This is a genomic window from Bacillus sp. NEB1478, assembly GCF_031582965.1.
Lineage (GTDB): Bacteria > Bacillota > Bacilli > Bacillales > Fictibacillaceae > Fictibacillus.
Genome location: NZ_CP134049.1, coordinates 568,505 through 581,670, shown reverse-complemented (window position 1 = coordinate 581,670; position 13,166 = coordinate 568,505). Strand labels below are relative to the sequence as shown.

Annotated in this window: 8 protein-coding genes; all 8 read right to left on the bottom strand. The window is 40.6% G+C overall.

Translation table 11 applies throughout. From position 1 onward, the window contains the following. Positions 1 to 13 precede the first annotated feature (13 nt). The 8 genes from RGB74_RS02775 to RGB74_RS02740 all read right to left on the bottom strand — a co-directional run bounded on the left by RGB74_RS02775 (position 14) and on the right by RGB74_RS02740 (position 13,143). Positions 14 to 1,993, bottom strand: a complete 1,980-nt coding sequence (locus tag RGB74_RS02775) for a BglG family transcription antiterminator (protein ID WP_310761468.1) — start codon at positions 1,991 to 1,993, stop codon at positions 14 to 16. A 329-nt stretch (positions 1,994 to 2,322) separates the two neighbouring features. After that, positions 2,323 to 4,962, bottom strand: a complete 2,640-nt coding sequence (locus tag RGB74_RS02770) for a glycoside hydrolase family 38 N-terminal domain-containing protein (protein WP_310761467.1) — start codon at positions 4,960 to 4,962, stop codon at positions 2,323 to 2,325. Between the two features lie 77 nt (positions 4,963 to 5,039). After that, on the bottom strand, positions 5,040 to 6,059 hold the full coding sequence (locus tag RGB74_RS02765; RefSeq protein ID WP_310761466.1) for a PTS fructose transporter subunit IIC: 1,020 nt from the start codon (positions 6,057 to 6,059) through the stop codon (positions 5,040 to 5,042). Between the two features lie 28 nt (positions 6,060 to 6,087). After that, positions 6,088 to 6,399: a PTS fructose transporter subunit IIB gene (locus RGB74_RS02760; RefSeq protein ID WP_310761465.1), complete on the bottom strand. Its 312-nt coding sequence runs from the start codon at positions 6,397 to 6,399 to the stop codon at positions 6,088 to 6,090. Positions 6,400 to 6,429: 30 nt separating this feature from the next. Beyond that, a complete protein-coding gene (locus tag RGB74_RS02755) occupies positions 6,430 to 6,891 on the bottom strand; it encodes a PTS sugar transporter subunit IIA (RefSeq protein ID WP_310761464.1) in 462 nt (153 codons plus the stop codon). A 548-nt stretch (positions 6,892 to 7,439) separates the two neighbouring features. Next, positions 7,440 to 8,579 (bottom strand): glycerate kinase, encoded by a 1,140-nt coding sequence (locus tag RGB74_RS02750; RefSeq protein ID WP_310761463.1) that lies wholly within the window; start codon positions 8,577 to 8,579, stop codon positions 7,440 to 7,442. Positions 8,580 to 8,805: 226 nt separating this feature from the next. Beyond that, positions 8,806 to 10,479 (bottom strand): sugar phosphorylase, encoded by a 1,674-nt coding sequence (locus RGB74_RS02745; protein WP_310761462.1) that lies wholly within the window; start codon positions 10,477 to 10,479, stop codon positions 8,806 to 8,808. After that, positions 10,480 to 13,143 (bottom strand): glycoside hydrolase family 38 N-terminal domain-containing protein, encoded by a 2,664-nt coding sequence (locus RGB74_RS02740; RefSeq protein ID WP_310761461.1) that lies wholly within the window; start codon positions 13,141 to 13,143, stop codon positions 10,480 to 10,482. Positions 13,144 to 13,166 lie beyond the last annotated feature (23 nt).

Here is a 13,166-nt window from a genome sequence, read left to right as displayed (position 1 = left end):
TCATTAAAGTTATTTATTTCATTTTTGCTATTTTCGACATGACCTCTGTAAAATCGGATGTATTACAAAGCTCGGCAACTAGCTTTTTGTCCTGAACAAGATCCCACAGTCTAGTAAAAAGAAGGTTGAATTTCTCTTTGTCCTTTTCGTTTAATGCAAGCAGCAAAACAAATTGAACTTGATGTTCTCCCCATTTTATTGGTTTTTTTAATAGACCAATCGCAATGCAAGAGTCGTATGCATTCGGATTCAGAGGATGAGGAATCGCAACAAAATTACCGATTGAAGTTGATGAAATTTCTTCCCTTTCCAGAACAGAGTCTAAGTAAGTTTCATCAACGTACCCTTTCGACTCGAGACTTTTAGCCATCGTTTGAATAACACTAATCGGTTCTTTTTTATCGATAGCTGTAAAAAATAATTCTTCATTAAATAATTTACTAATTTCTTCAAATGTTTTTTCTTTTTCTTCACCCAGATATTCATTCGATATATAATCATTTACTTTGCTTACATCTTCCTCTGTTAATAAGGCATTAATCTCCAGGATTGGAATGGCCCTTTCTTCAGAGATAGGGATTGTACTTAAAATTAGATCAACGTCATCCTGTTTAATATCTTTTATTGAATAAGATGGATAAGTACCAACAATCGTTATTCCTGGAAACTTGTTTTCGATGCTCGCTGCAAGCAATTTGGCCGTTCCTAATCCTGATGCGCAAACCACGGCAACACGTCTTACTTTTCTTTTTTTCTTATTTTTCATCCGTTCAATCGCTGCTGCTAAATGGACGGCAATATACCCGATCTCATCTTCATTTATCATGACATCTGACTTTTGTTGAATGATGTTTGAAGCAGCAATCGCTAATTCAAAAGAAAAGGGATAGCTTGCTTTTATTTCTTTTAACATGGGATTTCGAAGGTTCATTTTGTATTTCATCCGGTTCATGGCAGATCTTAAATGGAGACCTAATCCGTAGATGAATTCTTTATCGCCTTTAAGGTCCAGCTCGTAAACGCTATTTATTTCAATCAAAATATCGGTGATCAGTTCGTGATTGCTTTCTCCTATCAGCTCAATAAAATCATCCTTTAGCAGCTGACCGTCTTGAAAGCGTTTCGCTCCCATCAGGTGGATCGTGATATAACCCGTCTCCCCAGAAGGGAATTTGATACAAAAAGCTTCTTCTAATGAAGCAACTATTCGGTAAGCCGTATCATATTCTTTCTGATTTTGAAGATGATTCAGATCAAGACTTTCCAGTTCAATGTTTTTTCCTTTTTTAATACGCTGTATGCCAATCGCAATGTGCATGATCAGGTTATTTAGTGGGAGATCAGCAATGTTAAAAGGCAATTCCTTTAGATGTTCTTTTGTGATGGATGTGATTAAATCAATGTCGATTCCTTCAACAAAGTGATTACTATCATTCTCATCATGGAACTGAGATGGTTCATTTTTAAAATCGGATAAACAAGCGGATAAACAAAACCTGATGTTCATCTCATTTCCGACTAATTTTATCCCATAATTCGGCTTCTTAAATAGAGAGACATTAAATTCACTCAATAACTTTTCTACTTGTTTTAAATCATTATCAACCGTAGATTTACTTACATATAATTCATTTGCTATTTGTTCAATTGTAATAAAATCATCAGCCATAACAATACTTTTCAAGATATATAGCACTCTTTCTTCAGGTAAGACGGGCAATTTCTTCTGAGAAATTTCATTAATGCCAAACAGCTCTTCGATCAATTCACGTATTTCTTGATCTGGTTTAGGCTCGATAAAATAGCCAACTCCCCTTTGTGCATCAATTTTTACGCCAATCTTATTTAATTCCTGATTTAATACGGTTATATCATTTCGGACCGTTCGTGAAGTAACGCCTAAAAGTCTTGAAAAATAGGCACTAGTAACAGGTTCATGGTTCATGAGCAACTCTTTCATTATTTCTTTTAAACGATTGTTTAAAAAAACCAATAAAATAACCTCCTTTCTTTAAAAGACATGTTTGTGCTTATTATTGCCATTTATATCATCCTTAAAGTAGAGTGGTTGCTTTCCGATACAGGATGCTCGCTTTCCGCGGGGCGGGCGGTGAGCCTCCATGGCGCCTTGCGCCGGCGGGGTCTCACCTGTCCCGCTGCTCCCGCAGGACAAGGAAAGCAACGGCCGCGTTACATCGCACGAAGAAAATGTGATTTCCATTTTCGAGGAGTCTCGCCCCTTACGTCCAATCAACCTTTTTTTATTCTTTAGAAAAGTACCTTTAGTAAAATAACAAAGTATACGATAAAACGCTTAAACCATCATCTGCTTAACTTCAAAGTTATGATTTCATTACTGGAGATATTTTGAAGCTCAATCATCCCTTGGTTGATTTCAACTCCATCTTTACATTCAGTGTCCGTAATCTCGTTTAGATTCACTCGTTCAACATTTGTAAAAAACGATGTGTTTATAAAAGCCTTCACTGAAGAAATCTCATGGTTGGTTGTATTGTAGATTCGCACGATCATACTTTCATCATTCTCACTTTTTTTTACCGCACTAATCGCCATATCGTTATGATCTAACTGAAAGAAACGATCGTGATCTTGGAAAGCTGAAGATTCTGAGTATCCATTCACTTGAACCGCTAGCATAGGTGCTATATACTCATTTGCCTTCATGCCTACTTTTGCATCGACTTCATTTCCTGCATGAGGAATGATTGAATATTCCATAACGTGTGTTCCTAATAGACTGCTATCGGGAGTTTCAACATGCAGACCTGACCGTCTTCCGGGTCTGTCTACGAGATCTTGTTTTCCCATATAATCTGTACCGCATAACAAGGTGAGAGCAACTGTTGGTTCTTCGGCATTTAGAATCTCATATTGAGGAAGTCCTTTATTCAGAATCGTTATTCCACAGTCATCATCTGATACGTTCACAAATTTTTGCTGCGGGTAGATAGGATAATATTTTTCTTCCCATTTTTCTGTTTCCCAGTATTCAACTTGCGGCAAGTAATTTTCACGTTGAATCGTACCGAATTGTTGATCAGCGGTATGGGTTTCCGTTTTTAAACCTGTCTCAAAATGGGCACGAATCCGGTGATTTTTTACTGAATTGTGAATCACCGTTTTGAAGTCGATGCGATCTTCATGACGGTTAACAGTCATGTAAGTTTCGATCGTCATTGGTCTTCTTTCCTTCACTCTTCCATTTACATCTGTATCGATCGGAACATCAATCGTGTGTACAACTTTTACAGTGGCAAAGATAGGTCCATTATGAATGAGCGATATTTCAGGAGCTGAATTCTTGGTCGAAATCACCACATCTTCTCGTGGCGGAGAATAATCGTACTCATCCCCAGCATTCCCGCTCTCTTCAAATACATTTAGATGATGAAATTCTTTATTCGTTGAACGCTCTCTAACCGTCAATGAGCCATTTTCCTGAATCTTAGCTTCAAAGAAATCGTTTGAGAACACACCGTCTTGATAAACAAAAGATGATTTTTCCGGATTTTGTTCATTTTCTTTTATATAAAAGGTTTCGTAACCTAACCCATCTATTTTGGCTAAAAATCTAATTTTTGATGTCCAAACGAATTGATCCTCATTTTTTACACCGATCTCAATCTGCTTGTCATTTAAATTTTCCTTTTTCGATTCCACAACCTGATAAGGAATCACATTTCCGTCTCTGTCTGTCATGGCAAATTGCTCATTTTTAAGTTGAACTGTAGCTTCCACCAAATTGCTTCTTTTAGATCCTAAGGTGCTGAAAACGATTAATGGAATACCTTTACTGTTATCGAATTTGATTTTTTCTATTAGTTTATCCAATGCACTGCTTTGAACTGAATCACCAATTTGCTTTGCATATTGATACCGAAGCTCCATTTCCTTATGAGTAGCATCTGTACACACATTACAAATCGAATCATGTGCATGGTTCTGAAGGATATATTTCCAACCTTGATTCGTCATCGCGTTATCATAGCTGTTCCCAAGAAGATACGACATTGAATGAATCGGCTCTAAATAATTTTCATATAAATTTTGCACCTCAAAGTTTTGCTTCTTTAAGTCCAGCCTTGTTGATGCAATACTTACGTGTACGCGCATGTTCTTCCCTTTTCTGAATTCTCCCTGCAGTATTTCCAGTTTTTCAGATTCTTGTCTTACAGCATCAAAATAATCTTGAAGCTTACTAATCTGAATGAATTGCTCTTTATCTTGAGAAGAAAAATGATCGTTCAAATGGTCCACGATTTCAGGCAAATCCTTGTTCGCACTCCTTTGGTCAAATCCACACATCAACAGCATATTTGGTGAATTTGTCATATCTTTCAACTCGTCCATATTCTCGTCTAAAATTTGCAAATTCTCATCTAGATTCGTCGATAGCATTCTACCGTTTCCATAACCTAAAGGAAGATGTGTGGTTAACACTTTCGAGCCATCAGGACCTCTCCACCAAAAATCGGTTTTCGTTGTTTCTTCATTCGTGATCCCTCTCCAAAAAAGGGCATTTTTAATTCCAAATCCGTTTAAAACTTGAGGAATTTGTTCAGCTTGTCCAAATGAATCAGGCAGATAACCAATTTGCATAGAAGGACCAAAATGACTAGCGATCTTTTGTCCAATCAATAAGTTTCGAATGAGTGATTCTCCACTTGGAATAAACTCATCAGGCTGTATATACCAAGGTCCTATTATTAATTTTTCTTCTGAAACTAGCTTCGCAATCGCTTCTTTTTTTTCAGGTTTGATCTCCAAATAATCTTCCAATACTATGGTTTGTCCATCTAATAGGAAGGATGAATACTTGGGTGTGTTTTCTAACAGTTCCATAAGCTCATCCATAAATTGCACTAGTCTAACTCTGTATTGCTGATAGGTTTGGTGCCACTCCCGATCCCAATGGGTATGTGAAATAACATGATATTTCATTTAAAAAACCTCCATTACTACTTTGGCTGATATGGAATAGGAGGGAACTATAATTAGATCCCTCCACACTGATTTATTTATGCATCTTCAGAAATTGGCATTTCCTCTTCAACCTTTTTCTTTAAAGCCGCCGTTGTAACAGCGGTAACAATAATACCTGCTGCAAATGCGATCACAAACATCATTGGTTTAATGAAGAAAGGAACAACAAACACTCCGCCACTCGGTACAGGGGCTTGAGCACCTAGTCCTAATGCTAATGCGCCACCTACGGCTGATCCGATGACAATGGACGGAATAACCCGAAGTGGATCCGTTACGGCAAATGGTATAGCTCCCTCAGTAATCCCAGTTGCACCCATAAACGTTGTTGGCAGGGCACTCTGTCTTTCTGCAGCTGTAAATTTCTTAGGCGCAATTCTTGTAGCTAATGCTAATCCAATTGGCGGTGTCATGATTCCAATCCAACAAGCTGCCATCGGGGCATAAACTTCTTGATTCAACATTCCCACACAAAAGGCAAAGGCTACTTTATTAACAGGGCCACCCATATCAAATGCCATCATTGCACCAATAATCAGCCCAAGGACAATGAGGTTGCCTCCGCTTAACGATTTTAGCCAACCTTCTAACCCATGTGATAAGGCAGCTATAGGTTGTCCAATAATGTACATCAATAACGCAACAATTCCTGCTCCAAGCAATGGAATAACGATAATCGGTTTTAATTGAACCAAATATCTGTGCATCGGAATGGCCTTGATACCGTTTACAATATAACCTGCTAGAAAACCAGCAACAATTCCGCCTAAAAATCCTGCTCCAATCTCATTGGCAATGACACCGCCGATCATACCTGGTGCAATACCCGGCCTGTCTGCTATTGAGTAGGCCATATATCCAGCCATTACTGGAACCATTAATTTTAAAACAAGAACACCAGTGTCTACCGTCTTTTTCGCAAATCCTGCATGTTCTTCTCCGCCGCCTAGTAATAAACCAATTGTAAGCAGCAGACCTCCTGCTACTACGAATGGCAGCATATAAGAAACACCTGTCATCAGATGTGTTTTTACTTCTTCAAAAACTTTCTTCATAAGAGATCATCTCCTTGTTTTACGTTCTTTATTTCTTTGCAAGTTCAATCGCTTGATTGATTAACCCTTGAGAATTTTTAACGGCTTCTGCAACCGCAACTTTTACAGTTGGTATAACTTCGAAACGTTCCGCTTTTGCAATCGCTGTGTCAACTGCAAGAATTAGAGCATCTGCTTCAGCTACTTCTTTTTCCTTAATCTTGTTTTCAATCCCCATCGCACCTTGCTTTTCTACTTTAATCGTTACACCAAGTTTTTTAGCTGACGCTTCCAAAGCTGCCGCCGCCATATGCGTATGTGCAACACCTGCTGGACATGCTGTGATTGCTATAATTTTCATAACTTTATCTCTCCCTTTTCTTATCGTGTTTTATTCTGTAACACATTCCTCTAACAAATGAAGCACATCTTCTTTTTTCGTCGAATTTAGCAACGTTTCCCGAAAATCTTCATCCATTAATTTACCTGATAACTTGGCAAGAATTTGGAGATGTGTGGTTCCGGCTTCGGATTCCGGAATCGCGAGCATGATGACAAAATAGACATCATTTTCATCCATCGCCTTCCAATCCACACCGTTTTTCAATTTCCCTATAACCACACTAGCTTGCTTTACCGTTTCACTCTTACAGTGCGGAATAGCAATACCATTGCCAAAACCTGTTGTAAAATGTGCTTCTCTTTCTAGGACACCCTGAACAAAAACTTCTTTCGATTCGATTCGATCCTGTTTTATAAGTAAAGAAGCAAGTTCGTCAATGACTTTCTTTTGATCCACGGATACGACTTCAAGATCTATAAGATCTCTATTTATCAACGATGTTATTTCCAAAATGTCACCTTCTATCTTTTTTTAGTCTTACACGTTATCATCCGGATTATTTTTTCGAGCGAAGAAGTCTATCCGCTCTGTAGTTTTATTATAAAAGTGACTAGGATAGATTAAAAATTAACTCTTTTCCTAAAGCCTTAGGAAACGCTTACAAAGATAGTTTTTAAATTAAGCTTTTTTCGTAATCAATGATGCTTTTAGAAGGCGGTGATTTACGCTTCAGGTTACTCGCTTTCCGCGGGGCGTGTGGTGAGCCACTTTGGCGCTTTGCACCTATCGTGTCTCACCTAGCCCGCTGATCCCGCAGAACAAGGAAAGCAACGGCCGCGTTACATCGCACGAAGAAAATGTGATTTTCATTTTCGAGGAGTCTCGCACCTTCCACTCCAATCAACTTTTACAAAGAAGCACTTTCGCAAAACCTATTTTTAAAAACAACAATCTTTTAGACCTTCCAAGGATTATCAACACCAACACTATCAATTAACAGAACTTAAACAAAAAAAGCGACCTGTCTACTGACAGAACGCTTTTCTTTGGATTTAGATTTAGAACTTCATTTTCAACACCCGCGCGATATTTTGAGCGGTTTGTTCTACATTAACAGCCCCGTCCGCCAGTGCTTTTTCCAATGTGACAACACCATTAACGACACTAAACACAGCATCGATGCCATGTTCATAGACAGCTTCGTATCCTTCTCCGATACTTCCGGCAATCGCTATGACTGGAACACTCCTAACTACTGACTTCGCTCGTTTTGCAACGCCAACAGGAGCTTTCCCTTGAACGGTCTGTGAATCAATGCGCCCTTCACCTGTTATGACAAGATCAGCATCACGAACTGTTTTTTCAAAACCTACAACATCGAGTACTAAATCAATTCCGCTCTGCAGTTCTCCTTCTAAAAACGCGACAACACCCGCTCCAAGCCCGCCGGCAGCTCCTGCACCAGGTAACTGGTCAACATCTATTGCAAGATTTCGCTCGATCACTTCTGCGTATCTTGTTAAACAGTTGTTTAAAAGCACGACCATCTCAGGAGTTGCGCCTTTTTGCGGTCCGAACACGGCTGATGCGCCAAGTGGCCCTGTAAGCGGATTCGTCACATCACAGGCGACATCCACTTTTACCGATTTCAAACGAGGATCTAGACCCGAAACATCGATTGAAAGCAGTTCACCCAAAGCTTCACCACCGTAAGAAAGCTCTTTTCCGTTCACATCACTGAATTTTGCGCCAAGCGCCTGAGCCATGCCAGCTCCACCATCGTTTGTTGCTGACCCGCCTAATCCGAGAACAATTCGCTCTACCTTTTTATCAAGCGCATCCAAAATGAGCTCACCTGTTCCAAACGTAGTGGTGATCAATGGATTTCGGAGCTCCCAAGGCACAAGGTGCAAACCGGAAGCAGCAGCCATTTCGATCACCGCCGTCTTCCCGTCACCTGTTATTCCGTAAAATGCTTCAACTTTATTACCAAGCGGTCCTGTCGCTTCTACTGCAACAATTCGACCACCTGTTGCATCAACCACCGACTGCACCGTTCCTTCTCCACCGTCACCGATCGGCACATGGACGTATTCTGCGTCAGGCAGCACTTTTTGAAAACCAGATTCTATAGCAGAACATACTTCTGCCGCTGTCAGGCTTTCTTTAAACGAATCGGGTGCGATTACAATCTTCATCGCTTCCACATCCTTTATTTTTGGCTGTTTTCGCAATCTTTTGTTGCTCTTGGAAGTGGTTGATCTCCGTTACAGGATGCTCGCTTTCCGCGGGGCGTGCGGTGAGCCAACATGGCGCTTTGCACCAACAATGTCTCACCTGTCCCGCTCCTCCCGCAGGAGTCTCGCACCTTGCACTCCAATCAACTTTTCATGAGCTAAAAGCAACAATCTTTAAAAAAGAGCCTTATTTTTTTATCCACATAAATTGATACGGCGCAAGCTCCACATTTCCTTCAACAGATTTCTCACTCCAAAGGTCGAACCCGCTAACAGGAAGTTTTACATTCACAGCAGCATTTGCCGCATTTACAACAAACAATACAGACTCATCTGTTTTTTCGTTTTTTCTCTCGACTGCAAAAACCTGCTCGCCAAGCTCCAAAATCTTTTGATCTGCAAAAGGAGAAAATGCAGATTCCTTCTGGCGCGTACGGATTAGCTTCTTGATTCCGGCAAAAACGTTCTGTCTTCTCGTTGAAGTTTCGAGCCCGCTAACTAACTCATCAAACTTAAATTTCTCCCGGTTGATTCGGCGGTTAATCCCAGAAGATTCAAGCCCATCGTAATCATTCCCTGATCCGAGGAGTGAGTGATAATACACAGCTGGGACACCCATAACGGAAAATAGAACCGAATGAGCCGCAAGCATTTTCTGAACCTGAACATCTTCACCAAAGTCTTCATTTTTGTTAATGAGCGCATCCATGTAATTAATGTTCAGCTCATAAGGTGATTCGGTACCATCCGGATTGCTTTTATATGAAACGCGGCCGCCGTTCTCCAGCACTTTTTCCGCCAATGCGAAACGCTCTTCTTCTGTTAAAATACCTTCTGTCGGACGCATGCCGATTCCATCATGGCTCGCTAAAAAGTTGAAATACGTCGCTTTGTCAGACACTTTTTCGATCGTTTTCGCCCAATTTGTTAGTTTTACAGCATTATGAGTAGTCAACGTATGCAGCACGAGTGGCGGTAATGAGAATTGATACACCATGTGTGCTTCGTTTTCACCATCGCCAAAATAGCTGATATTCTCTTTATGCGGAACGTTCGTCTCAGTGATAAGCAGAGTATTCAGTTCCAACTCCTCTAAAATCTCGCGCCACAGCTGAATGATCGCGTGTGTTTTAGGCAAGTGAATGCACGTTGTTCCTGATTCCTTCCACATAAAACCAATCGCATCTAACCGGATGCTTGTCCCGCCGCGATACGCATATTCCAGCAAAATATCCGTCATCTCAAGCAAAGCAGGAAAATGCTTAAAGTTTACGTCAACTTGATCTTCACTGAACGTGGTCCAAGCCGTCTTTCCGCCTTCGTACTCATGAAAAAGCGAAGACGTACGGGGGCGAACCACTTGTGATGCATCAAAATCGTCTTCTTTCGGAATAAAAAATTCTTTGAATTCCGGTTCATCCTTTAAATAGCCTTGAAACCATTTACTCGATTTTGACATATGATTCGCCACAAAATCGAACATAAGGCGGTAATCTTTTGAAAAGTGCTCGATGTCAGTCCAGTCACCAAGCTCTGGGTGAATCTCGCGGTAATCAACAACGGAAAAACCATCATCAGACGTGTAAGGAAACATCGGTAGAAGATGGACATCCGTAATCTCATTCTTAGCGTACTCGTCTATAAACTTGTTCAGCGTTTTTAAAGCTGGCTGGCCTTCTTCTTTAATGATGTCGCCATACGTGATGAGGTACACGTTTTTTTCTGTTACCGGTTCCGTCATCTTCCACTTCTTTTGCTTCCATTCATCTACCGATTCTAAAATCTGTTCGTTATAAACCGTATCGAAATCTTCACCATAAATCGTCTTTAACAGCTGTTCTATTTTTTCCGGAAAACTCATTTACATATTCTCCTTTACTGAAAGCTTCAATGTGACATATCCTTTTGCGCGAATTGTCACATCCTCTTTCACGTCGATCACGCTTTTTTCGTTCAGTTTTGTTTGAGCGATTGACTGGATAAAATCGCTTGTTAAAGTAACACGCTGCTCTTCACTGCTCGGATTGAACAATCGTAAAATGACTGAACGATCATCATGCGCTTTTTTCATCGAACTATAAAATACGTCAGCATCTGAAATCTCAAGCAAACCAAAACGTGATGGCAGTTTTTCTACCGGATAAGGAATCTCGAAACGGTCGAGTCGTTCTTCAAATGTGTTCAGCGATTGCTTTTGATAACTCACATTGTGACCGCGATATAAATCAACCAATTTAAACAGTTGTTTAACATCATGACCTGATCCTACATGAATCACGTACTCAAAAGTCATCTTCCCTTGCATTTGAGCGTCTGGCGTGTAAACGACTTTGTTATTGATTCCGGAAGCCCTGCCCGGACGCCAAGCCAGATTATCACGGCCAAGCAAGCCGACACTGCGGAACAATGTTAATGCAAGTTCACCGGTTTCTTTAATCAGCTGATATTCTTTTATTCCTTTTGTTACTACAGCCATCGTCAACTCGCCGTTTGTTGCGCCGGCTAAATTTTCAAGCGGATAGATCGGAACGGGTGCTTCAGCATACTTTTCTTTTTTCCAGTTCTCCATGAACGGATTTACCGTCGGACGCTGAATGAAGCTGAATCCTTGATCACCAAAGGAATGTTCAGGTGCTTCAACGGATGTTTGCAGCAACACACGAACGCGGTGGTCTTTTACATCATTGTCGATGTCATGTGTGACCCGGATAAAATTTTCACCTTCACGAAGTTCAAAACGAGTTGTGATCACAAGCTCTTTAGAGACTGAACCCGCTTTTCTTTCTTCCAGATCAGCAGGCACTTCTAACACATGTTTCACTTCCATCAACTGAACGCCGCTGCTTGCTTCCACGCCAACTGACTGCACTTTTTTCACGATTAACGGTGCATCTCCTTCTAATGGAGAAAAATCATAAGAGTCACCGGCGTCAGCGACATTTTCAAATCGGATAAAATCAGATATCGTATTTCCAGATGATTTCACTTTCAAATGCATGACTTCATTTTCTTCAAAAATACGGAAATTTTCGTTTTCAATTAAACGTTTGTTTAATTTTCGGAGTGATTCAACCCCAGTTACATCACCATCAATGACCTCAAATGTTTCATAACCCATCGCTGGAAGCTTAATATCACGAAGCAGCACTTCATGGCGGTAATAGCCTGGTGCGTCTACTTCCTTCTCCCCTTCTGCCGTTACAACGATTGTCTTTCCGCCGCTGATATAGTCTTGCTGCAGCACATCGGTTACAACAACCTTTCCATCCAAATCGCATACTGAAAATTCTTTTTCACGAGTAAAAAGAACGACTTTTTGTGAGCCGATAAATGGTTTTGGAAGCAGATGGAACAAAGTGAAAATAGAGTTCTTGCCAAGCTTTCGGCTCACCGCTTCTGTCATTTGCTTTTTCAAGAGATTCAAACAGCCGTCCGCGATTCGGATCACTTTCGTCAAGCGGTTTACAATCTCCTGATTCGTATCATCCGAATTGCACCCTCCGATACTGTCATGTGCGTGAACATCGAAAAGCATCTTCCACATATCATCAAGCCATGCTTGCGGATATTTAAAACCGAGTGTGCTCGCTATACTAGCTAATGGCTCCAGCTCATTAATCACTTTATCTTCTGCGATGTCGTTCATTTTTTTGATGTCATACCGCTGTGAACGAATCGTATTATGGATACGGGACTTTTGTGTGGCGATCAATTCGCCTTCGATCACATTTTCGAATCGGCCGTGTTCCCATGTATCTTTCATAAATGTTTCATAATCTGAAAGCACATACTCATGCTTTTCGTCTTTTTCGTTTAACTTTTTTACGGTTTCAGGAAAATGCTCACGGATAAGCACTTGGTCACCGCCAGCAGGCAGCAGCAAATGATCTGTACTGGCATTCATGTCTGCTATTTTTTCTAAAATCGGCAGCAAACGTTCTTCCATATAATCTGGATCTGCTGATAAAAACTTCCCTGGTCCATACCCAAAATAAATATTGTTCGCTTTAACACTCTCACCGTCTGGAGATTTCCACGTGAAATTCAAATCGCCATTCAACTGATCAGTGTAAATGCCGCGCTGCAGCACACTATAGTCGATATCAAACTCTTTGAACATCGAAGGGAGATATGTGTTTTGCCCAAAAATATCAGGCAAGTAGCCAACATTCATGGAATGACCCATCTTTTCAGCGATCCGTGTGCCGTATAGCAAATTGCGAATCAAAGACTCCTTGTTTACGAGAAGTGAATCAGCCTGTGTGTACCATGGTCCAATAAAGATTCGTTTTTCGCCGATTAATTTAGCTAACCGCTCTTTTTCCTCTGGACGGATTTTCAAATATTCATCGATGATCGAGCTTTGTGCATCGAATACATACCCGGTATATTCCGGATTGTTTTCCATCACATCCATCAAACGGTCCATGTTCTCTACGAGTAAAAGGTTCGAATCTTCAATTGTAAAATACCACTCACGATCCCAATGGGAATGCGGTACGACGTATACTTTTTTCTGTTTCATGCTGATTTCCCTCCCAAGGTGTC

Excerpts from the sequence above, each read along its gene's own strand:
- RGB74_RS02745 (WP_310761462.1), bottom strand. The coding sequence starts at position 10,479 with ATGAGTTTTCCGGAAAAAATAGAACAGCTGTTAAAGACGATTTATGGT.
- RGB74_RS02770 (WP_310761467.1), bottom strand. The coding sequence starts at position 4,962 with ATGAAATATCATGTTATTTCACATACCCATTGGGATCGGGAGTGGCAC.
- RGB74_RS02760 (WP_310761465.1), bottom strand. The coding sequence starts at position 6,399 with ATGAAAATTATAGCAATCACAGCATGTCCAGCAGGTGTTGCACATACG.
- RGB74_RS02750 (WP_310761463.1), bottom strand. The coding sequence starts at position 8,579 with ATGAAGATTGTAATCGCACCCGATTCGTTTAAAGAAAGCCTGACAGCG.
- RGB74_RS02740 (WP_310761461.1), bottom strand. The coding sequence starts at position 13,143 with ATGAAACAGAAAAAAGTATACGTCGTACCGCATTCCCATTGGGATCGT.
- RGB74_RS02765 (WP_310761466.1), bottom strand. The coding sequence starts at position 6,059 with ATGAAGAAAGTTTTTGAAGAAGTAAAAACACATCTGATGACAGGTGTT.